Origin of the sequence: Neobacillus drentensis (genome assembly GCF_021560175.1) — a bacterium.
Taxonomy (GTDB): domain Bacteria; phylum Bacillota; class Bacilli; order Bacillales; family Cytobacillaceae; genus Neobacillus; species Neobacillus drentensis_A.
Genome location: NZ_CP091110.1, coordinates 1,091,091 through 1,111,237, shown reverse-complemented (window position 1 = coordinate 1,111,237; position 20,147 = coordinate 1,091,091). Strand labels below are relative to the sequence as shown.

Below are 20,147 nucleotides of genomic sequence, written 5' to 3'. Positions count from 1 at the left end.
AGATTAACCCCCTTGAATAATCAACTGTTTTTTCGCTAGATGCCAAAGTAAATAAATTGGCAGCAGTAAGATGATTACCCAAATAAATTGCTGGCCGATAGCGGATATCGCCTGATCATGAGAAAAACCTTTAGTAAAAATCATACTCGGCGTATAACTAATTCCCTGAAATGGCAAAAAGCCCATTATTGTTTGTGCCCATCCTGGAAAAAAACTAATCGGCAGAAGTAGTCCTGAAAATAAATCAATCACAACTCGTTTTGCGCGAATTAGTCCGGAGTTATTATATAAGAAGAAAGTGGTTATTCCCGTTAATAAATTAAGTTCCGTATTTATAAAAAAGCTCAATATAATAGAAATCGCGAATAATCCCCAAACACTTAAATCCCAAGTGAAATGAATCGGGAAAATAAAATAAACGATAATAAGTCCCGGAGCTGAAAAGAAGAACAGCCTAAAAATTCCTTCTCCCAAGCCCTGCATCGTTTTCATCCCTAAATAGTTGTAGGGTCTGATTAGTTCAATCGCGACTTTCCCTTCCATGATTTCCTGAGCCATTTCGCGATCAAGATTATTAAAATAAAAGGCCCTAGCCATCCAAGAAACAGCTACATACGTAGTCATTTGGACAACCGAAAGTCCTTGGATCTGTTCTTTCCCGCCATAAATTGCCGACCATAGAAAATAATAAACCCCAATATTAATACTATAAATCAAAATCCCCGTGTAATAATCTGACCGGTATGCCAGCATCATTAAAAACCTGATTCTAATCATTTCTAAGTATTTATCCAACTTCTACAGCACCCTTTTCATAGATTTTCCGAATGATTTCTTCTGTTGAAGTTTCGTTTATTTTTACATCTTTAATTTGAAATGAAGCAACGACTTGGGCGATTACCTGTGAAATTAATTCTTCTCGATCCTCTACTGCAGCAGTAAAGATTTGGTCTTTTTGATTGAACTCCCATACCACCGGCAGGCCCCTTGTGATTTTTTGTACAGCAGGCATGTCGACCGCCTCAAGAAATTGGAATTGCAATTCTTTCTGATCGCCCCATTTTTCCTTCAGTTCCCTCAAAGCGCCATCATATATTACTTTTCCTTCATCAAGCATGACAACGCGCTCGCACAATGCCTCGATATCAGATAGATCATGAGTTGTCAGTAGAATTGTAGTATTATACTTTTCATTGATTTCCTTTAAGAATTCTCTGATTTTTAACTTTACCAGCACATCTAACCCGATGGTCGGTTCATCTAGAAATAGCAAAGGCGGATTATGAATTAAAGCAGCTGCAAGCTCACAGCGCATTCTTTGCCCCAATGACAACTTTCGAACCGGCTTGTCCAAAAGTGGTTCAATATCCAATGTTTTAATGACATGATTCATATGCTGATCATATTGTTCGTCAGATACTTTATAAACTTTTTTCAACAAGCGGAACGACTCTTGCACAGCAATATCCCACCATAATTGCGAGCGCTGCCCAAAAACAACGCCAATCGTTTGTACAAATCGTTCCCGCTCCTTATGAGGATTCATCCCGTTCACTACGATCTCTCCGGATGTTGGCGTTAGAATTCCGGTCAGCATTTTAATTGTGGTCGATTTCCCCGCACCATTTTCGCCAATGTATCCCACCATCTCTCCTTTTTTAACTGAAAAATTAATATCATTTACAGCGGGGACCACTTTATAATTACGAGTAAATAAATCCCGGAACGCACCTTTCAAACCAGAACGGCTGGAATAGGCTTTAAACTCTTTTCGTAAATTTTTAACTTGGATTACATTTTCCATTATTTTTCCTCCTGACACATTGCCCTAAATAATAAGTTTAGCCAAATAAATTCATTTAAACAACTATCCTTAATTACAACAAATTTCCGAAAATATAAAACAGATAGAAGTCCCCTTAAAAAGTGTTAAAATAAAGAGATAAGTAAATAAGGAGGAAAGATTGTGCGATTTATTAATTCAGAAAGATTACATAATGAAGCATTAGAACACATTGTAGGCGGAGTTAACAGCCCCTCAAGGTCTTTCAAGGCAGTTGGCGGCGGTTCCCCTGTGGTTATGGAACGTGGACAGGGAGCTTATTTTTGGGACGTCGACGGAAACCAATATATCGATTTTCTCGCTGCTTATGGTCCAATTATTACAGGACATGCCCATCCACATATTACCGAAGCGATTAAACGTGCCGCTGAGACCGGAGTCCTCTACGGCACTCCAACCCCTCATGAAGTAAAATTCGCTAAAATGCTAAAGGAAGCCATTCCATCCTTAGATAAAGTTCGATTTGTTAACTCTGGGACAGAAGCGGTAATGTCCACCATTCGTGTTGCCCGTGCCCATACCGGTCGTGATAAAATCATTAAATTTGCCGGTTGTTATCACGGACATTCGGACCTTGTTCTAGTTGCCGCAGGTTCAGGCCCATCAACGCTTGGGACCCCTGATTCAGCAGGTGTGCCAAAGAGCATTGCCCAAGAAGTTATCACTGTTCCATTCAATGATATCGAACCATTTAAACAAGCATTAGAAAAATGGGGCGATCAGGTTGCCGCTGTATTAGTAGAACCAATCGTTGGAAACTTCGGGATTGTGGAACCGAAACCAGGCTTCTTACAGCAGGTGAATGACCTCACCCATGAAGCCGGTGCATTGGTTATCTATGATGAAGTCATAACAGCCTTTCGTTTTATGTATGGTGGTGCTCAGGATTTATTAGGGGTTCAGCCGGATTTAACCGCGTTAGGTAAAATTATTGGCGGCGGACTGCCAATCGGGGCATATGGAGGCCGCAAAGAAATTATGGAAAAGGTTGCACCATTAGGAACAGCCTACCAGGCTGGGACGATGGCTGGGAACCCTGCTTCTATGCTTTCTGGAATTGCCTGCCTTGAAGTATTAAAGCAAGACGGAGTTTATGAGTATTTGGACCAGTTAGGAGCTATGCTCGAAGAAGGAATCATCGATGCTGCTAGGGAGAATGGAATTGAGATAACCATTAACCGTTTGAAAGGAGCTCTAACTGTTTATTTTACAAATGAAGTAATTGAAAACTATGAACAGGCTGAAAAAACGGATGGAGAAATGTTTGGGAAATTTTTTAAGCTTATGCTTCATCAAGGTATTAATCTTGCTCCATCAAAATATGAAGCTTGGTTTTTAACCATTGCTCATACAAAAGAAGACATTGAAGCTACACTACACGCGGTTAGAAATGCATTTTCTTCACTAAAATCCGAATAATTATGCATTTTTTATGCACCAAAGGGAGTGGTAAACACTCCCTTTTATTTTTTGAATACTGATGAAAACGTTTACATCAACATGTTTCTTCCTGAATTTGCATAATTTTTAGTGCACTTTTTTATCCAAAATAATGTATATTTATTTGATTTCTGAAAATTCTTGTGATAATATAAGCTTATTATTTCTTTTCTTGAATCTTTAACTTTCACCTAAATAAAAAGTTAATAAATTCATTCTGCAAGTAGACTCATAATCCAAAAGTTTCTAGGAGGTGAAACGGCTTTAACGGTGACCCGATGAAGCCAAATATAATGTCACAAAACTGGACCCCTTCCCTATTTAAAGATTTCCATAAGCAAGAACATGATGCCTGTGGAATTGTTGCTTGTCTTGAAAAAAGCAAAATCCCAACAAGAAAAAATATTTTTGACTGTATAGAAGCCCTTGTTACAATGAACCATCGTGCTGGTTTTATTAACGGTGAAGGTGATGGTGTTGGGATCCATATGGATATTCCAACGAAACTTTGGAAACAAAAACTCTCCGCAGCAGACATTGAGGCAAACCTTGTAGACCAAAAGAATTTTGCTGTTGGTCATGTTTTCATCAGCCAACAAGTTAACTGGGAGTCTACCAAACTAGAACTACAAAAAAAGCTTGAAAAATACGAGCTTACCTTAGTTTTTGAAACAGATAAAGTTACAGATTCTTCAGCACTAGGTCCAATTGCCATCCAAGAAAACCCAGTGTTCTGGCAATTCGCCTGTGTTTCGACAAAAGAAGGCCAGGAACTGACCAAGAACCTATTTGAAGCTCTTATTGACTTTGAGACAAACGAGCAGGTTCATGTCGCATCACTTAGTCAAAATCATGTCGTTTATAAAGTAATGGGTGCAGGAGATATTTTGCCTCGTTACTATCATGACTTAGCGAATCCACTTGTCGCTTCAACTATGACACTAGGACATAATCGTTATTCAACTAATACTCTATCAAGCTTTTTCCGCGTACAGCCATTTAGTGTACTAGGTCACAATGGCGAGATTAATACAATTGCAAAACTTCGTGACGAAGCACGGATGATCGGAGTACCTTTAGTGAAAGACGGAAGTGATTCCCAAGATTTAAGCCGTACAATGGAGACACTAATCTCTCGTCACGGATATTCTTTATTTGAAACAATGGATCTTTTGTTCCCGCCAATCATAAATGAAATCAAGGCATACCCTGAACATCTTCAGGATTTATATACGTATCTTCGTGAGGCATGGGGACATTTTGCTCAAGGACCAGCAGGAATTATCTCCCGCTATGGTGATGAGGCAGTATTTAGTGTGGATGCATTAGGTTTACGTCCACTATGGATGCTTGAAACCGAAAGCTCTTATCTTTTCTCCTCTGAACCTGGAATTATTCCTTCAAGTGAATATGTCAATGATCCAAAACCATTAGCCCCTGGTGAGAAGGTTGGGTTTAAATGGAATGGTGATACATTGGACGTTTATGAGCAAAATCGTTACCAAAATGAAGTATACAATCGTTTCAATAACCGCTTAAGCTTAAGTGGATCAAGAGTAAGACTTCAGCCTCCAACCTTAAATAAAACCGTTACAATGAGTTATCCAGATAAAATTCACAATGGACAATATAAAGCATTCGGCTGGGAACGTGATCATATTCAACTAATTGAACAGATGGCCGAAAAAGGTATAGAGCCTATTCGTTCACTAGGTCATGACGCACCGCTTGCAGCACTAAACCCTGAACGTGTTAATATCGCTGACTATATTAAAGAAAGTGTTGCCGTGGTAACGAATCCTGCTATTGACCGTGACCGTGAAACAGAGCACTTCTCTACCCGTGTTATCATTGGGAAACGGCCAGTTTTGTTTTCTGATGAGAAGGCAAATGCGGTTATTGAGCTTACAACTCCGCTATTATTAGAAGGAAAAGCTGGTTTCAACTGTGCAGAAGACATCGGACAGCCTAGCTTTGATCAGTTAGTCCAATATTTCCAAGAGCAGAAATTAGCTGCCTTTATTTCTACTACTTTTGCTGCAAACGAAAAATTAAATGAGGCATTAGAAAGACTGGCAAATGAAGCAGTTCAAGCGGTTCAAGCTGGTAAAACACTGCTGATCCTTGATGATGCGAAAGCACATCAAGAAGATTCCTACTGGATTGATTCACATTTAGCAACTTCTGCGATTGATCAAGCATTAGTAAAAGCTGAGTTAAGAAGAGAATGTTCTTTACTATTACGTTCAGCATCGATTCGTTCGCTTCATGACGTTATTACAGTATTCGGTTTAGGAGCAGATTTGATTAGCCCATATTACATGTTCTTAACGGTTCAAGATGAAACAACTAAGCCGTTAATAAACCTATATGGCGCTTTAACAAAAGGGTTAGAAAAGGTCATATCTACGATTGGAATTCACGAGCTGCGCGGATACGGCAGACTGTATTCAAGTATTGGGTTACATGATGAAGTTGCCAAAGTATTAAACATCGTAAACTTCTTTGGTTCAAATGAAATCAAAATGGATTTCGAAGCAATGAAGCAGGATTCTATCAAAAGAGCAGCAGATTACCAGAATGATAAAGAAAGAGTCGGCAAAACGTTCCACCTCTTCCCTCGTATTTGGAAAGCCATTGGTGAAGTTGCTTCTACCGGTGACTACAATGCATATCGGGATAAAATTACTGAGCAGGAAGAGCAAAATCCGACTACAATTCGTCATCTGGTATCACTTAAAAAGAGTAGCAAACAAGTATCACCAGAAGAAGTGGATCTTCGTGTCGGAGAACATGATTTACCATTCTTAATTTCTTCCATGTCATTTGGCTCGCAAAACGAAATTGCCTTTAGAGCATATGCCGAGGGTGCTGATCGGTTGAATATGGTGAGTTTGAATGGTGAAGGCGGAGAAATTAAGGATATGCTAGGCAAATATCCTAAAACAAGAGGACAGCAAATTGCTTCCGGCCGTTTTGGAGTAAATGCGGAACTGTTAAATTCTTCAAACCTATTAGAAATTAAAATTGGTCAGGGTGCAAAACCTGGTGAAGGCGGACACTTACCTGGATCTAAGGTTACAGCGAAGGTTGCAGCCGCACGTAACGCAACACTCGGATCTGATTTAATCTCACCATCTAATAACCATGATATCTATTCAATTGAAGATTTGGCACAAATGATTTTAGAATTAAAAACAGCCAATGACCAAGCTAAAATTGCGGTTAAAGTACCTGTCGTACCTAATATCGGTACTATTGCAGTCGGTATTGCTAAAGCTGGTGCAGATATCATCACACTAAGCGGCTTTGATGGCGGTACAGGTGCGGCTAGAATCCATGCCCTTCAATATGTTGGTTTACCTGTTGAAATCGGGGTTAAAGCAGCTCACAATGCCCTACTAGAAAGCGGACTTCGCCAAAAAGTAGAAATTTGGGCAGATGGCGGTATGAAGAGTGCAAATGATGTTATCAAAATTATGCTTTTAGGCGCTAACCGTGTTGGATTCGGTACATTAGCGATGCTTTCAATTGGTTGTACAACTTGCCGCGGCTGTCATTTGGATACTTGCCATGTTGGTATTGCTACCCAGATCGAAACAGAAGCTCAGGCAAAAGACCATGGACTACGTCGTTTTGTTCCTAGACAATTCGATTTAGCTGTTCAAGGAATTATGAATCTCTTTACTGCATTTGGTTCCGAATTAAAAGCCCTTGCTGCTTCATTGGGGATTAAAAATTTACAAGATGCAGTTGGCCATTCTGAACTACTAGAACAGATTAAGGGAGATAATCAACTAGACCTTTCTTACCTGTTAAAATCGCTTGAAATTGGTCAATTTGCAAAAGTTGAAGCTTCAAAATCAATGGAAGAAGTTCAAATGCAGGTGGCTGCAGGTGCGGAATATCTTGATGCAAGTGTAGATCAACTTCATTCATCACGTGAGTTCCTAAGTGTAACATCTGAACAAAGAGTATTAGGCAGCCGGGTATCCTGCCACCGCGTCCGCGGCAGATTAGATGGTTCCTATAAGCAGCTGGCACCTGTTCAGCTCAAATATAAGGAAGGCTCTATCCCTGGTAATGGACTAGGTGCTTATAACAGTGAAGGAATTGAAATTACTGTTAATGGCGGAGGTCAAGATGGCGTAGGAAAAACTTCCTTCGGCGGTAATATTCATGTCCTTAAGTCTAAAGGTAAAAATGGCCGTTATCTCAATGGTTCAGTTGGTAAAGGGTTCGGTTACGGTGCTCAAAAAGGTCTTCTTGTTGCTCAAGGAAATGCTGATGCTCGTGCAGGAATCCGTCTTTCTGGGGCTGATTTAATTATTGGTGGTGCTCTAAACAAGCCTCTCCCAGAGAAAGAAGCTGGAAATATTGGAGCAAATGCAAATATCAAAGGTTTTGCCTTTGAATATATGACAAATGGCCGCGGCCTTGTTCTCGGTGATCCAGGACCATGGATTTGCGCAGGTATGACTGGTGGAGTTGTATATGTCCGTCAGCAGCCTGAAATGGGTCTAACCAAAGAGGCTATTCAACGCCGTGTTGCAAAAGGTGCTAAAGTTTCTGTAGTTAATTTAGACGAAAATGGCAAAAAAGATATTAATGAACTATTAGGTCAATATACTGCTCTACTGGCTCAAAATGGTCAAACTGAAGAGGCAGAACAGCTTAGAAACCTACTAGTAAATCCAGAAAATCACTTTGTACAAATTCTTCCTGTAAAAGAGCAGGCAGATCCATCTGTTTCTACAGAATGATGATTAGAAAAGCGTAAGCACCCGTTTAGCGGCGTATGGCCTGGAGTGCTTCGACTGAGATAAAGGAAACACGGAGCTCGAGTCGATTCGATGTTGACTTATCGTAGGGAGAAGCACGAAGGACACTAGCCGCTGGGTGCTGGAGCTAGACAATCTGTCTATTAAGAAAAAACGTCCGCTGATTCCCAGTGGACGTTTTTTTACATTTTTTTAATATAAACTGAATATATAAATTGATATAATATCTCTTGAAAATATAGGGTAAACATTGTATAGTACATATTTGTTATCAATTGAGCAGACAAACGAACATTTGAAAGGAACTAATTAAATGAAGTTAGGTGCCCGCATCTTAAAAACGGGAATAGCCATTGCATTATCCCTATTCATCGGCCAGCTGCTGCATTCACCATCCCCTGTCTTAGCCGGGATTTCTGCAATCTTTGCGATTCAGCCGACCATATATCGTTCCTATTTAACCATTATTGAACAAATTCAAGGAAATATTATCGGTGCTTTGTGTGCTGTCATTTTTGTTCTACTTTTAGGGAATCACTTTATTGTGGTTGGATTAGCCGCTATTATCGTCATCCTATTAATTCTTAAACTTAAATTAGAGAATACGATTGGCTTGTCACTGGTTACCTTAATTTCCATCATGGAATTGCAAAGCGGTAATTTTATTCAGTTTGCCGGTATCCGTTTCTCTACGATTATGATAGGGGTATTTTCATCATTTTTGGTCAACTTAATCTTTATGCCGCCCAAGTATGAAAATAAACTTTACTCTAAAATTGTCAATACCACTGAGGAAATTATTAAATGGATCCGATTAAGCACCAGACATGACTATGATCACCAATTACTTAAAGCAGATATTAAGACTTTTAAAGACAGCATCCAGTCCATGGAGCAGCTGTATACGATGTATAAAGAGGAGCGCAGTTATTTTAAAAAAGTGAAGCTTGAAAGGTCTCGAAAGCTGGTTATTTACCGACAATTAAATTTGACAGCCAAAAAAGCCTTGGATACTTTAAAAAGACTGCATCGCTTTGAAAATGAACTTTTACAGCTTCCTGAGAACTTTAAACAGAGCATTCAGGATCAGTTAGACAGTTTAATCTATCATCATGAACAAGTTATACTTCGCTTTATTGGTAAAGTCCCTATACCTTCCTCATGTGACAAAGAAACAAATTGCATCGATAAAAAAGAGTTATTCGATTTCTATTTACGTCATGTAAGAGAAAATGATGATTATGAAAGTCCGCACTTATATCATTCCATGCAAATAATCGCCACCATAATCGATTACGGAGAACAGGTTGAGCATCTGGACACCTTAATAACCAGCTTTCATTCCTACCATAAAAACGAAGTGTCAGTTGAAGAGACACACGATTAAATCGAAGAACCCAAGCATTTTCTGCTTGGGTTCTTTTTTAATTAGTTTGTCCTTGAAGTTCTTCACTTAGCGAGTTTTCTTTATTTTCAAGCTGTTGGACCTGAAATAACTTATAATAATTTCCTTGTTTAGTCATTAATTCTTCATGAGTACCAATCTCGACAATTTGACCATGCTCGATTAGGACGATCCGATTAGCATGGGTTATAGTCGATAAGCGGTGGGCGACAATAAAGGTGGTCCTATCTTTTGCAAGCTCCTCTAAGGCTCCCTGAATGAGATGTTCACTTTCTAGGTCTAAGGCTGACGTAGCTTCATCTAAAATTAAGATAGGAGGATTTTTTAAGAAAACCCTGGCTATTGCAACCCGCTGTTTTTGACCGCCTGAAAGCTTTACTCCCCGTTCCCCAACTTTAGTGTTGTACCCTTCTGATAGGTTTAAGATAAACTCATGAGCGTTTGCGGCGATAGCTGCTTGATATACTTCTTCATCGGAAGCACCAGGCTTCCCTAATAAAATATTATCTTTAACGGATTCACTAAATAAGATATTATCTTGAAAAACAACGCCTATGTTGTCTCTAAGAGTTTGAACCTTAAATTCGCCGATATCCACTCCATCTAGAGTGATTCTCCCTTTTGTTACATCATAGAAACGAGGAATGAGACTAACGAGCGTTGACTTTCCTCCCCCGCTCATCCCTACTAGGGCAATGGTCTCCCCTTTTTTAACATTTAAGTGAATGTCCTTTAATACCATCTCATCCTCTTTATCGTAAGAAAAGAAAACATGTTCGAAAGATATATCACCTTTTACGTTAGCGCAGTCTCGTGCTCCAGGCTTATCGACTATGTCATATTTCTCGTCCAGAAATTCAAATACCCGGTCCATTGAGGCAAATGATTGAGTGATCGTAGTCGATGAATTCACAAGTCTTCTTAAGGGACTATATAATTTATCAATATAGGCAAAAAAAGCAACCATTGTTCCAAGTGACAATTGATGTTCAATTACTAGATAGGCCGAGTATCCAATTACAAGTAATGGTGCGATATCAGTAATCGTATTAACTACTGCAAATGACTTGGCGTTCCAGCTTGTGTGCTGTAAGGCTTTTTCTAAAAAGTTTTTATTCCGCTTATCAAATTGAGTTTGTTCAAACTTTTCGATTGCAAAGCTCTTAATCACTGGCATTCCCTGAACTCTTTCATGTAAATAACTCTGTACTTCGGCTAAGGCTTGCGAGCGATTCCTTGTTAATTTCCGAAGGTTTCCAAAAAAATACCTTACTGAAAAGGCATAAAACGGAAATAACAGAATGGATGCCACGGTTAATTTAACGTTCATATAAAACATAAAAATAATGGCAATAACAATCGTGGCAATATCAAGCCAAAGATTCATTAATCCTGAAATAACGAAAGTCTTCGTCTGCTCAACATCATTAATCACACGGGAAATGATTTCTCCAGCACGGTTATTTGAAAAATACCGAAAACTAAGCTTTTGAATATGGGTGTACATCTGATCACGAATATCATATAAAATTTTACTTGAGGTCCATTGAGCAAAGTACTGACGGTAATATTCAATCGGTGGTCTTAGTATGACAAAAACCACAACCATAACGCCCAAAATGAGCATTAGTTTATTAAGCTTTTCGTCATGGGACAGCCTGTGATTCCCAATAATATCATCGACCACGTATTTGATTAGCATAGGAATAATCAGCGGAATGGAAAATTTCACAAGACCGATAATGATCGTCCATAAAATTTGTAAACGATACGGCTTAACAAATTGCAGGTATCTGCGTATACTGCTCAAACAATTCCCCTCCATTTCAGCTAAAATATTTAAACAGATAAGAACCTGTTGCTCTCGGAACAACAGGCTCTTTTACAGTTGTGTCATTTACCGTCTGTAAGTTAAATAACGTTCATACCAAATATCAATAAAATCCGGTGCAAAAGGGCCATTACGCTGCCGAATCCATTGTATTAGTTTATCGACATTTCTTTTTAGAATTTTATCAATGACATCAGGATAGTTCATTTCACGACGATGCCGTTCATACTCATCTTCGTCTAGTAAGTTAAAGGTCATATCAGGATACACTTTGATATCGAGGTCATAATCAATATACTTTAGTGCTTCACCATCAAAAATAAAAGGTGAACTAATATTACAATAATAGTAAATACCGTCTTCACGGATCATTCCAATTACGTTAAACCAGTATTGTGAATGGAAATAACAGATTGCTGGCTCTCTCGTAATCCATGTTCTCCCGTCCGACTCTGTTACAAGTGTCCGGTCATTTCCACCAATAACCAAATTTTGTGACCCTTTTAAAACGGTTGTTTCTTCCCAGACGCGATGGATGTGCCCATTGTGTTTATAGCTATGTATTTGCATTGGTTCACCTTCGATGGGTACGACCATTTTCTCCCCTACCTTCATTTCTGAACGCTTTGAAACCTACTCTTACCATTTACACTCGACAAAAGGTTACAAAGTAAAATTCCTATTTTCTATTATTATAACGGTTAAGACAAGAATTTAAAACAAAAGAGCCAGAATTCACTGGCTCTTTGTAAAAAATGTGTAATTTTTCCTTGTTTTTGGTTCAAAAACTACAGGGATGGAGTTAAATTCATTTCCCGATAGGAATTGATAACTTCTTCTGTTTGCTTTTCAAAAATAATTTGTATCTCTCTCAGCTCTTTTTTCATGGCCTGAATATCGTTCTGAACGCTCTCCAGATTGGTTGCATTTTGTAATGTCTGCAGCTCTTCCTCTATTTCCTGGCATCGCTCAAGTTCTGCTTGCAGATATAACAATTTTTCCATGGTCGCCATTTGTTCGGAAACTAATCGGTTAAAATGATCCATTTCCCTCACCGCCTTATTTTTTAGCTATTATATGTATTCTGGAAAAACTCCTTTTTCCCTTTGACTACTTCTGTAAACATACAGGAAGTTTTGTCGAAAAAAGAAAAGCGGAAGCGCCTTGAACAGGAAAGAAGACACTCTTACGAATGAAGAGTGCCTTCTTATTAAGTATGCCTATTAGCTTTGGCCGAATTGACCGCTATTTTGGTTCTTACGAGATTCAGCTTGTTGATTTTGTTGTCTTACTTCTTGAGCATTAGTTTCGCTTGCAAATTCAGTTCCGAAAGAACCTTGAGAACCGCCTTGTGCAGACTGTTGGTTTTGCTTTCTTACTTCTGCAGCATTAGTTTCGCTTGCAAATTCAGTTCCAAAAGTACCTGCTGAACCAGCACCAGCTGATTGAGCGTTTTGTTGTCTTACTTCCTGGATGTTAGTTCCAGCAGATGTTTTGTTTGGCTGTTGATTGAAGTTTGCCATTGATATCACCTCCACGAAATTAATATGTCCCGGCTCCGTGGAGAATATCCAAAAAAATTATTGAAAAATAATTTTGTTACTTTTTAAACGAGTAAGGAAATTCCACCATCCACAATAATTGTTTGCCCCCTGATCATGCTGGCATCATCTGATAAAAGAAACATTACACTGTTAACGATGTCATCAATTTCCACCATTTTTCCTGCGGGCGTCTTTTCCCTAGCCTCTTGAAGAAGCTCCTCGCGATTAGGAAAGTGTTTTAATGCTTCGGTATCCACTGCACCGCCGGATACGGCATTAACAATGATATTTTTTTGCGCTAATTCTACTGCTAAATAGCGGGTTAACGCTTCGAGGGCTGCCTTAGACACACCTACGACTGTATAATTTTCTAAATAACGAATGGATCCAAGTGAGCTAATGCTGACAATTTTCCCGCCGCCGTTTCTTTCCATTAATTTTGCTGCTTCCTGGGCACAAAATAAGAGAGCTTTACTATTGATATTTAACGTCCAATCCCAGTGAGATTCTTCCAATTCCATTACTGGACGCTGAACACCCGAAGCTGCATTATTTACAAAGATATCTAAACGGCCAAATTCTTGGTCGATTTGAGCAAACATATCTTTTATTTTAGCCACGTCACCTACATTGGCCTTAACCACCAATACCTTCCTGCCCAATGCTTCAATCTTTTCCGCAACCTCTAAGGCAGACTTTTTACTACGTGCATAGTTAATTACAATATCGTAACCCGCTTCTGCTAAGCGAAGGGCCGTGGCCTTTCCAATCCCTCTACTGCTTCCTGTAATAAGTGCAACTTTTTGTGTCATATTAAAAAATCCCTTCTATGTAATTTTTTTAGAAAGCTTGAAACGCTTCACTTTTCTATTCATTTTATCTTTTCCATGAATAGAAGACAATTAATATAAAACACTAAAATGAAAGACAAGTTAGGGGGAATTTTAAGGATATGTATGTAGGACGGGATATGACAGAACTTTCAATGATGGCAAAAACGGATTGGAAGGATAGCGAATTAGCCTTTTATCATCATTCATTTCAACAAATTGCACCATATCTTAATAGTGAGGGGCAGACGATTCATCGAGAAATTATTGAAGAAATTGAAAATCGCGGGGGGATGAAACGGCAAGAAGCTGATTATACCCATGGAACAAAAACAGTATACGATTAATATACTTAAAAGAGGAATAAACGCATAGCAACAGCGTTTATTCCTCTAAGGAATTTAGATACATTTGGAAGATTTTTTGATAGGACACTGGAAAGGCATATTCCTCCATTTGTTTAATGGAGACAAGCCTCCAATCCTCACTTTCCTGAAAATCTGCAGAAAGTGTCCCTGTATAAACCATGATGTTCCATACCAAATGGGAAAAAACATGATCGATTTGACCAATAATCTTTTCGAGATATGGCTCTAACTGCAGCTCTGAGTTAAAAAGCTGAACGATCTGATCACGTTCATTTTGCAGGCTATGATGCAGCTCAACACTTGGAAATTCCCACAAATTTGCAAGCAATCCGCTAGTTGGACGCTTATGGATAAGGATTTTTCCTTGGGTGTTGGCTAGAACTGCAGAAGCAAGTTGAACATTCCGTGATTTTGTTTTTTTGGTTTTAACAGGAAGCTCTTCATGTACTCCTTCGGAAAAAGCCTGGCAATGTTCTCGGACAGGGCATAAAAGACATGAAGGCGATGTAGGGGTGCAAATTAATGCACCAAGCTCCATCAAGGCTTGGTTAAATGCTGATGGATCATCATGTGAAATTAATGTACGGACTGCCTGTTCAAAAATTTTCCTCGAAGATGGTTTTGCAATATCATCCCAAATTGAAAGGATTCGAGACAGTACCCTCATCACATTTCCATCGACAGCAGGCTCAGGGATACCATAAGCAATACTTAAAATTGCACCAGCCGTGTAAGGTCCTACTCCCTTTAGTTCAGCAATTTCCTTTGGACTACTTGGCACTTCGCCATTATATCTTTCTCTTACTTCTTTTACCGCAGATTGAAGATTTCGCACTCGAGAATAATAGCCAAGACCTTCCCATGCTTTAAGCACTTTGTCTTCATCCGCATCTGCCAATGCATCAATTGTCGGAAACCATTCGATAAATCGATTGAAATAAGGGATTACCGTATCAACTCTTGTCTGCTGAAGCATTATTTCTGAAACCCAAACTTTATAAGGATCCTGATCCTTTCGCCACGGCAGATCGCGTTGTTCCCTTTTAAACCAGGTAATTAAATCATTTTGAAATGCATTTATATTGATTTTTTCAGAATTTTCATGTTCAATAATCATAACTTTTGTTCCTCCAGATTGTTAAACACCTCGAAAAAAGGGAAAATAAAAAGAAAAGCGGAAGCGCCTTGACCAGGGGCGACAGGCATAAGACGGGCCGGCGAGAAGGTTGTTCTTTAACCTTCTTGACGGATCGGCTTAGACCTAAGATCCCCTAGGCGCTGCAGCTGGACATTTCTAACGTACAATTATTAACGATAAGCTAAATTACCTTTTTTGACAAGATTATTTTAAAGGGGGAATTTCCTGTTGGATACTGGAACTCATGTAGTCATGGGTATTGCTTTAGGTGGTCTTGCAACGCTTGACCCAGTGGTTGCCGGCAGTCATGCTACGGCAGTAAGTGTATTAATTGGGACAATAGCAGGCTCGCAAATACCAGATATTGACACTGTATTAAAACTTAGAAACAATGCAATCTATATCCGAAATCATCGCGGAGTTACCCACTCCATTCCCGCAGTTATTTTATGGCCGCTCCTTATTACAGCGGTTATCTATCCATTTTTCACAAGTGCAAATTTATTGCATTTATGGGCTTGGACTTTTGCAGCAGTGTTTATCCATGTTTTTGTTGATATATTTAATGCCTATGGGACCCAGGCCCTTAGACCCTTCTCTTCTAAATGGGTAGCGCTCGGGGTCATTAATACATTTGATCCGATTATTTTTGCTATTCATGTGATCGGTATATTTATCTGGATAGTAGGAGCAAATCCAGGAGTTACCTTTTTAATTATGTATGGGGTCATCATTGCATATTATGTTCGGAGATATTTAGCGAAGCTGAAAGTCTTGCAGGAAGTAAAACGGATAATTCCAGACGCGACAGAAGTGATTATTGCACCAACGATGAGATTTCATCAATGGAGAATTGCAGCAATGAATGAGAAAGAATTTTTTGTAGGGAGATCTGTTAATCAACATGTCGAGATCCTTGACCGGTTTATCCGAGTCCCTGTTCCTAATACCCCTGTAATTGAAGCAGCGAAGAAAGATAAAAACCTGTCAGCCTTCTTATCGTTCTCCCCTGTCTATCGCTGGGAGGTTGATGAGTATAGCGATTTTTATGAAGTCCGGTTTATTGATTTGCGTTATCGAAGCAATGGTCACTACCCGTTTGTAGCGGTTGTTCAATTAGACTTTGATTTAAAACCAATTAGCTCTTATACGGGCTGGGTGTTTAGTGAGAAGAAATTACGAAAGAAGTTGAGTATCATTCCCAGTTAAGAAGGGCTGACTTTATGCCCTTCTTTTTATTGTGTAAGAAATTTTTTATACTTAGGATTTGTTGCGACAAACTCATGTAGTTTGTCACCATAATTTTGAATCCATTGGGTAACAATCCGGTCCGCCATTTCACTGCCCTTGTATTCCCGGCCAGCCTTCGCGTAAGTGGTTTCAAAATCATCCCATAATAACTCTACCCATGTTCGGGCCTGGTCATAACTTAACTGTCCGTTTTTATCCATTAACAACTTAATAAGTCTTCCATGGTATTCATTCATCAACAACACCTCATTACCATTTTCTTATAACATATCCTTCAAGCAATAAGCCATACTAACGTTACGTGGTTAGCATTTTGAATATGATGCTTTTCACGTTTTTCTCATTCCCTAATTGGAGGTAAATCATGAGAAATAAGGCAACGAATTTCCCAAATCAAAGTAATAACAAACTTGAGGGAGAACCGCGCGCTAAAGCGGAATTTGCTTCCACAAGAGCTGACGGCAGCATTAATACTCACCCGCAAGAACGTATGCGTGCTTCCGGGGAGCGCGATGACGAATCACCGCAAGCAGTCTGGAAATAGCTAAACCAATGTAAAACAAACAAACCAGAAGTTACTCTGGTTTGTTGTTTTACTTTAAAGGCGTTAGCACCGAGATGGGCAAAGCTTCTTCTTTACCATCCCCCTTTAAACGGTAGCCCCAGGCAAAAACACCGTTCATATAGTCAATTTTAAAGTACTGTCCAGGGTCCCCTTCAATTTGATAAATTTCTCCAGGTAAAAACGCTGTGGGGTCCATCATATAAGCTCGCGCCATTTGTACTTTTCTTTCAAGAACAGCAAATTCATTAACCATACCCATTTGCTCCGCTTTTCTCGCCTTTTCCTTGAGATCGGCAATTTCTTGTCTTAGTTCATGCTCATTCATTTCACTGTAGCGTTGCTCCTGCTGGTGCATTTACTTCACTCCCTTGGTCGGTTCATATTCATTCATGTTCGTCTTTTTCTGCTAAGAAACGCTCAATTAACTCCATCGTGAAACCTTTACGATACAGTGCTTGCTTTATCTTTTGCTGATACTCAAATCCTCTAAGATGAGAATACTTTCTGTGAAGCTTCTCGCCTTGAAATCGAACAGCTTCCATTTCCTCATCCATTTCTTTTGGTACCTCTGCTTCATTAACAGCAATATTTATAACTTCATAAGAATAACCTTTTCTCAGCAGTAACTGCTCAAGCTTTTGCTTTTGGACTTTAAGAGATTCCTTAGTATTTTTTTGATAAAACTTCACCGAAATTTTTATTGCCTTTTCAACCTGCTGCTCCAAAGGAAATTCTTCAAGCGCCTTTAAGAGGAAAGCCTCTGCTATTCCTTTCTCCTTCAAATCCATTTTAATCACATTAGGACCTTTATCGGTGGTATTTGCTTGGGTCCTTACGAAGGCTACAGCATATTCCTGATCATTAATATAATGTTGTGCAGTTAATCTATGAATAACCTCATTAATCACCGGCTCGTCCACTTCTTTTTGACCCAGGTATTCCACAATTTCTTTTTCCGATCTCATTCTTCTAGCCAAATAATTTATAGCCCGATTATAAGCCTTGCGGATATCATCTTGGTATTGAATTTCTAAAAAGGAAAAATCATCAAGCTCCATTCCCTTTTTAAGTTGAAATTTAATTAATACGTCACTGTCGACACTAAAGGCAAATTCCTCACCTTTGCCTTTTCCATAATCCATAAACACATTAAAGCGATCTTGGTTTTTCTGTTGTGTGGTGATTTTTGTAATAATGGGCATATCCTTCACCTCAAAATTACTTTACCATACGGAAGGACCTTTTTTTAAAAATATCTTTCAAAAAACCGTATCTTTTTTTTCGAACAGGTAAAAATGGAAATAAGTACATATTTAGTAATATGCATTTGCACTTAGGCTTTAAAAATTTCACGAAATGTCGAAAGGAATGAGCAAAATGGGTGAAAAGAAAAAGAAGGACAGCAGAGGCGGAGGAAAATATTCTTTAACAAGCATGCAAGAGGTACGCTATCAGCGTGATTTTAAGATGGCCGACCGTGCTGCTGGCTTCACGGATAAAAAGACTCGTATTTAGAAAAACATACAGAGAGTGAAAAATAAATTTTTCCATTAATGGACTCCTTTCAGACAGTAAAAACTATCCTTGAGAGCAATGATTGCTACTCACTTTAGTTTAAATTTGAAAGGGGTTTTTTCATGGGCCGCGCACAAGGACAAAAGCACAATAAAGGATCACTTCCACAAGTGCCTAAAAATCTAAAAACAGATGGAAAAGATGTTGAGTATTCTTCAGAGTTTGCAGATCATGCTGATCTAGAAGCACAGGCACGTGCTAATGCTGCTAACCAACGTGTGAAAAATAGAAACAGTTAATAACTTAATAATGAAGCAGGGCAGCTCTTACCCTGCTTCTTACTAAAAAATTTTTTGCTATCGTGCCAAGACATGCTCCCTTTCATATTCCCCTATTACAGGGAAATACACTAGTTCTTCATTTAGTTTTGAGAGCGCGTCTATTTCTTCCCTTTTTGCCTTGGCAATCCATATTCCATCTGTAACCTGATCAATCAGTTGAACAGAATGATTCGTTACATTATAATACCCGGCTATTAGCCAAGTTTCTTCTATCTCCCCTTGTTCCTGTCGTCCAGAATTAATTTCACTTGTTGTTGTGAATCCTTGTCTTTCAGGTCGGTTCTGACAAACGTAGACTAAATCTTCGATGACTGCACTTGCAGTTGGCAGCATCCCAGCCCCTGGTCCTTGAAGGGTTATTTGACCCACAATATCCGAAAAAATATTTACAGCATTCTGGACCCCTTCTACATGATATAGCGGATGTTCATTTCCAACAAGAACTGGTCCAACAGATACCTTAAGTTGATTAACTGATTTCTTTATACTGGCAATATGTTTAAACCTTAATCCCAGCCTATCAGCAGTGTCGATTAATTCACTTGTAATGGAAGTTATCCCTGTCCGTTCAACAGCATGCCAATTTGGTTCTTCACCGAAAGCCAGCCTGCTTAGTATCATGGCTTTGTAAAAGGCATCAAAGCCTTCCACATCATTTGTCGGGTCGGCCTCAGCGAAGCCGTTTTCCTGTGCTGTACGTAAAGCTTGGGCAAAGGAGAGCTTTTTCTCCCTCATCTCCGTTAAAATGAAATTCGATGTTCCATTTAAAATCCCCTGAACTTGCTGAACACGATTTACATTTAATAATTGTCTTAAGGTTTGAATCACTGGTATTCCTCCAGCTACAGTTGCTTCATATCCAACCGAGACATGATGCGCTTGGGCAAGTTCAAGCAGCTCTGTTCCATAGTGAGCAAACATCTCCTTATTGGCTGTAATAATATGACATCCCCGCTCAATGGCCTTCTTTAAATATATGTAGGTTGGATCCTTATCAACAATGGCCTCGACAACAACATCAAGCTGCGGAAGATTTAGGATATCTGCAAAATCTGTTGTAACAAGGACATCCTTACTAATCTCCCTTTTCTTCTTCTGGTTTTTAATTAGAATGGCAGCCACCTCTACCTTCTTACCTAAAACGGCTGTCAGTTCTTCTGCATGAGATTGAATCGTCCGATAGAATCCTTCACCAACCGTGCCAAATCCAAGGATTGCCACTTTAATTACAGACATGTTGATATCCACCCTTCTACTTTTATTGCATGATTCTTGTCAGTTTTTTCTAAATAAAT

At 39.1% G+C, this 20,147-nt stretch carries 20 protein-coding genes; 8 read left to right on the top strand and 12 right to left on the bottom strand.

All coding sequences use genetic code 11. The annotated features are described in order from the left end of the window. Nucleotides 1-3: 3 nt before the first annotated feature. Both L1999_RS05210 and L1999_RS05205 read right to left on the bottom strand, forming a co-directional pair. Nucleotides 4-795, bottom strand: coding sequence for an ABC transporter permease (locus L1999_RS05210; RefSeq protein ID WP_235742600.1), 792 nt, complete (start codon nt 793-795; stop codon nt 4-6). Then, entirely contained in the window at nt 788-1,804 is a 1,017-nt protein-coding gene (locus L1999_RS05205) for an ABC transporter ATP-binding protein (protein ID WP_235742599.1), read from the bottom strand. Before L1999_RS05205 ends, L1999_RS05210 begins: the two co-directional genes overlap by 8 nt. A 162-nt stretch (nt 1,805-1,966) precedes the next feature. On the opposite strand from L1999_RS05205, the gene L1999_RS05200 reads away from it, so the two are divergent. The 3 genes from L1999_RS05200 to L1999_RS05190 all read left to right on the top strand — a co-directional run bounded on the left by L1999_RS05200 (nt 1,967) and on the right by L1999_RS05190 (nt 9,451). Continuing rightward, nucleotides 1,967-3,262 carry a glutamate-1-semialdehyde 2,1-aminomutase gene (locus L1999_RS05200; protein WP_235742598.1) on the top strand — a complete coding sequence of 432 codons (1,296 nt, stop codon included), beginning with the start codon at nt 1,967-1,969 and terminating at the stop codon, nt 3,260-3,262. A gap of 314 nt (nt 3,263-3,576) precedes the next feature. Further along, nucleotides 3,577-8,046, top strand: coding sequence for a glutamate synthase-related protein (locus L1999_RS05195; RefSeq protein ID WP_235742597.1), 4,470 nt, complete (start codon nt 3,577-3,579; stop codon nt 8,044-8,046). Nucleotides 8,047-8,377: 331 nt separating this feature from the next. After that, nucleotides 8,378-9,451 carry an FUSC family protein gene (locus L1999_RS05190; protein ID WP_235742596.1) on the top strand — a complete coding sequence of 358 codons (1,074 nt, stop codon included), beginning with the start codon at nt 8,378-8,380 and terminating at the stop codon, nt 9,449-9,451. A 37-nt stretch (nt 9,452-9,488) separates the two neighbouring features. On the opposite strand, the gene L1999_RS05185 is transcribed toward L1999_RS05190, so the two are convergent. From L1999_RS05185 to fabL, 5 genes are all read right to left on the bottom strand, one after another. Further along, nucleotides 9,489-11,279: an ABC transporter ATP-binding protein gene (locus tag L1999_RS05185; protein WP_235742595.1), complete on the bottom strand. Its 1,791-nt coding sequence runs from the start codon at nt 11,277-11,279 to the stop codon at nt 9,489-9,491. Between the two features lie 87 nt (nt 11,280-11,366). After that, complete coding sequence (gene ntdP / locus L1999_RS05180) at nt 11,367-11,897, bottom strand: nucleoside tri-diphosphate phosphatase (RefSeq protein ID WP_101647593.1); 531 nt, start codon at nt 11,895-11,897, stop codon at nt 11,367-11,369. A gap of 191 nt (nt 11,898-12,088) precedes the next feature. Beyond that, a complete protein-coding gene (locus tag L1999_RS05175) occupies nt 12,089-12,346 on the bottom strand; it encodes a YgaB family protein (RefSeq protein WP_235742594.1) in 258 nt (85 codons plus the stop codon). A gap of 177 nt (nt 12,347-12,523) precedes the next feature. After that, nucleotides 12,524-12,823 (bottom strand): gamma-type small acid-soluble spore protein, encoded by a 300-nt coding sequence (locus L1999_RS05170; protein WP_235742593.1) that lies wholly within the window; start codon nt 12,821-12,823, stop codon nt 12,524-12,526. Between the two features lie 83 nt (nt 12,824-12,906). Next, the gene (gene fabL, locus L1999_RS05165; RefSeq protein WP_215047404.1) at nt 12,907-13,656 is read right to left on the bottom strand and encodes an enoyl-[acyl-carrier-protein] reductase FabL; all 750 of its coding nucleotides are present in this window, start codon (nt 13,654-13,656) and stop codon (nt 12,907-12,909) included. Nucleotides 13,657-13,796: 140 nt separating this feature from the next. Here fabL and L1999_RS05160 point away from each other — a divergent pair, with 140 nt between their 5' ends. Further along, nucleotides 13,797-14,021, top strand: coding sequence for a hypothetical protein (locus L1999_RS05160; protein WP_215047403.1), 225 nt, complete (start codon nt 13,797-13,799; stop codon nt 14,019-14,021). Between the two features lie 37 nt (nt 14,022-14,058). Here the strand turns inward: L1999_RS05160 and mutY are convergent, their stop codons facing one another. Then, a complete protein-coding gene (gene mutY, locus L1999_RS05155) occupies nt 14,059-15,159 on the bottom strand; it encodes an A/G-specific adenine glycosylase (protein ID WP_235742592.1) in 1,101 nt (366 codons plus the stop codon). Nucleotides 15,160-15,408: 249 nt separating this feature from the next. Here mutY and L1999_RS05150 point away from each other — a divergent pair, with 249 nt between their 5' ends. Continuing rightward, the gene (locus tag L1999_RS05150) at nt 15,409-16,389 is read left to right on the top strand and encodes a metal-dependent hydrolase (RefSeq protein ID WP_235742591.1); all 981 of its coding nucleotides are present in this window, start codon (nt 15,409-15,411) and stop codon (nt 16,387-16,389) included. 26 nt (nt 16,390-16,415) lie between these two features. Here L1999_RS05150 and L1999_RS05145 read toward each other — a convergent pair whose 3' ends face one another. Then, the gene (locus L1999_RS05145; RefSeq protein WP_235742590.1) at nt 16,416-16,667 is read right to left on the bottom strand and encodes a YfhJ family protein; all 252 of its coding nucleotides are present in this window, start codon (nt 16,665-16,667) and stop codon (nt 16,416-16,418) included. A gap of 128 nt (nt 16,668-16,795) precedes the next feature. Here L1999_RS05145 and L1999_RS05140 point away from each other — a divergent pair, with 128 nt between their 5' ends. Continuing rightward, complete coding sequence (locus L1999_RS05140) at nt 16,796-16,975, top strand: small, acid-soluble spore protein K (RefSeq protein ID WP_235742589.1); 180 nt, start codon at nt 16,796-16,798, stop codon at nt 16,973-16,975. Nucleotides 16,976-17,024: 49 nt separating this feature from the next. Here the strand turns inward: L1999_RS05140 and L1999_RS05135 are convergent, their stop codons facing one another. Then, complete coding sequence (locus tag L1999_RS05135; protein WP_235742588.1) at nt 17,025-17,351, bottom strand: YfhH family protein; 327 nt, start codon at nt 17,349-17,351, stop codon at nt 17,025-17,027. A gap of 28 nt (nt 17,352-17,379) precedes the next feature. Further along, nucleotides 17,380-18,198: a recombination regulator RecX gene (gene recX, locus L1999_RS05130; protein ID WP_235742587.1), complete on the bottom strand. Its 819-nt coding sequence runs from the start codon at nt 18,196-18,198 to the stop codon at nt 17,380-17,382. 175 nt (nt 18,199-18,373) lie between these two features. Between recX and L1999_RS05125 the strand changes: the two genes are divergently transcribed. Further along, the gene (locus L1999_RS05125) at nt 18,374-18,511 is read left to right on the top strand and encodes a YfhE family protein (RefSeq protein ID WP_098527985.1); all 138 of its coding nucleotides are present in this window, start codon (nt 18,374-18,376) and stop codon (nt 18,509-18,511) included. Nucleotides 18,512-18,633: 122 nt separating this feature from the next. Continuing rightward, complete coding sequence (locus tag L1999_RS05120) at nt 18,634-18,810, top strand: YfhD family protein (RefSeq protein ID WP_235742586.1); 177 nt, start codon at nt 18,634-18,636, stop codon at nt 18,808-18,810. Between the two features lie 57 nt (nt 18,811-18,867). Here L1999_RS05120 and L1999_RS05115 read toward each other — a convergent pair whose 3' ends face one another. Continuing rightward, the gene (locus L1999_RS05115; RefSeq protein ID WP_235742585.1) at nt 18,868-20,088 is read right to left on the bottom strand and encodes a homoserine dehydrogenase; all 1,221 of its coding nucleotides are present in this window, start codon (nt 20,086-20,088) and stop codon (nt 18,868-18,870) included. Between the last annotated feature and the right edge of the window lie 59 nt (nt 20,089-20,147).

Excerpts from the sequence above, each read along its gene's own strand:
- L1999_RS05125 (WP_098527985.1), top strand. The coding sequence starts at position 18,374 with ATGGGTGAAAAGAAAAAGAAGGACAGCAGAGGCGGAGGAAAATATTCT.
- L1999_RS05140 (WP_235742589.1), top strand. The coding sequence starts at position 16,796 with ATGAGAAATAAGGCAACGAATTTCCCAAATCAAAGTAATAACAAACTT.
- L1999_RS05170 (WP_235742593.1), bottom strand. The coding sequence starts at position 12,823 with ATGGCAAACTTCAATCAACAGCCAAACAAAACATCTGCTGGAACTAAC.
- recX (WP_235742587.1), bottom strand. The coding sequence starts at position 18,198 with ATGCCCATTATTACAAAAATCACCACACAACAGAAAAACCAAGATCGC.
- fabL (WP_215047404.1), bottom strand. The coding sequence starts at position 13,656 with ATGACACAAAAAGTTGCACTTATTACAGGAAGCAGTAGAGGGATTGGA.
- L1999_RS05160 (WP_215047403.1), top strand. The coding sequence starts at position 13,797 with ATGTATGTAGGACGGGATATGACAGAACTTTCAATGATGGCAAAAACG.
- L1999_RS05205 (WP_235742599.1), bottom strand. The coding sequence starts at position 1,804 with ATGGAAAATGTAATCCAAGTTAAAAATTTACGAAAAGAGTTTAAAGCC.
- L1999_RS05190 (WP_235742596.1), top strand. The coding sequence starts at position 8,378 with ATGAAGTTAGGTGCCCGCATCTTAAAAACGGGAATAGCCATTGCATTA.
- L1999_RS05145 (WP_235742590.1), bottom strand. The coding sequence starts at position 16,667 with ATGAATGAATACCATGGAAGACTTATTAAGTTGTTAATGGATAAAAAC.
- L1999_RS05115 (WP_235742585.1), bottom strand. The coding sequence starts at position 20,088 with ATGTCTGTAATTAAAGTGGCAATCCTTGGATTTGGCACGGTTGGTGAA.
- mutY (WP_235742592.1), bottom strand. The coding sequence starts at position 15,159 with ATGATTATTGAACATGAAAATTCTGAAAAAATCAATATAAATGCATTT.
- L1999_RS05175 (WP_235742594.1), bottom strand. The coding sequence starts at position 12,346 with ATGGATCATTTTAACCGATTAGTTTCCGAACAAATGGCGACCATGGAA.
- ntdP (WP_101647593.1), bottom strand. The coding sequence starts at position 11,897 with ATGGTCGTACCCATCGAAGGTGAACCAATGCAAATACATAGCTATAAA.
- L1999_RS05195 (WP_235742597.1), top strand. The coding sequence starts at position 3,577 with ATGTCACAAAACTGGACCCCTTCCCTATTTAAAGATTTCCATAAGCAA.
- L1999_RS05135 (WP_235742588.1), bottom strand. The coding sequence starts at position 17,351 with ATGCACCAGCAGGAGCAACGCTACAGTGAAATGAATGAGCATGAACTA.
- L1999_RS05120 (WP_235742586.1), top strand. The coding sequence starts at position 18,634 with ATGGGCCGCGCACAAGGACAAAAGCACAATAAAGGATCACTTCCACAA.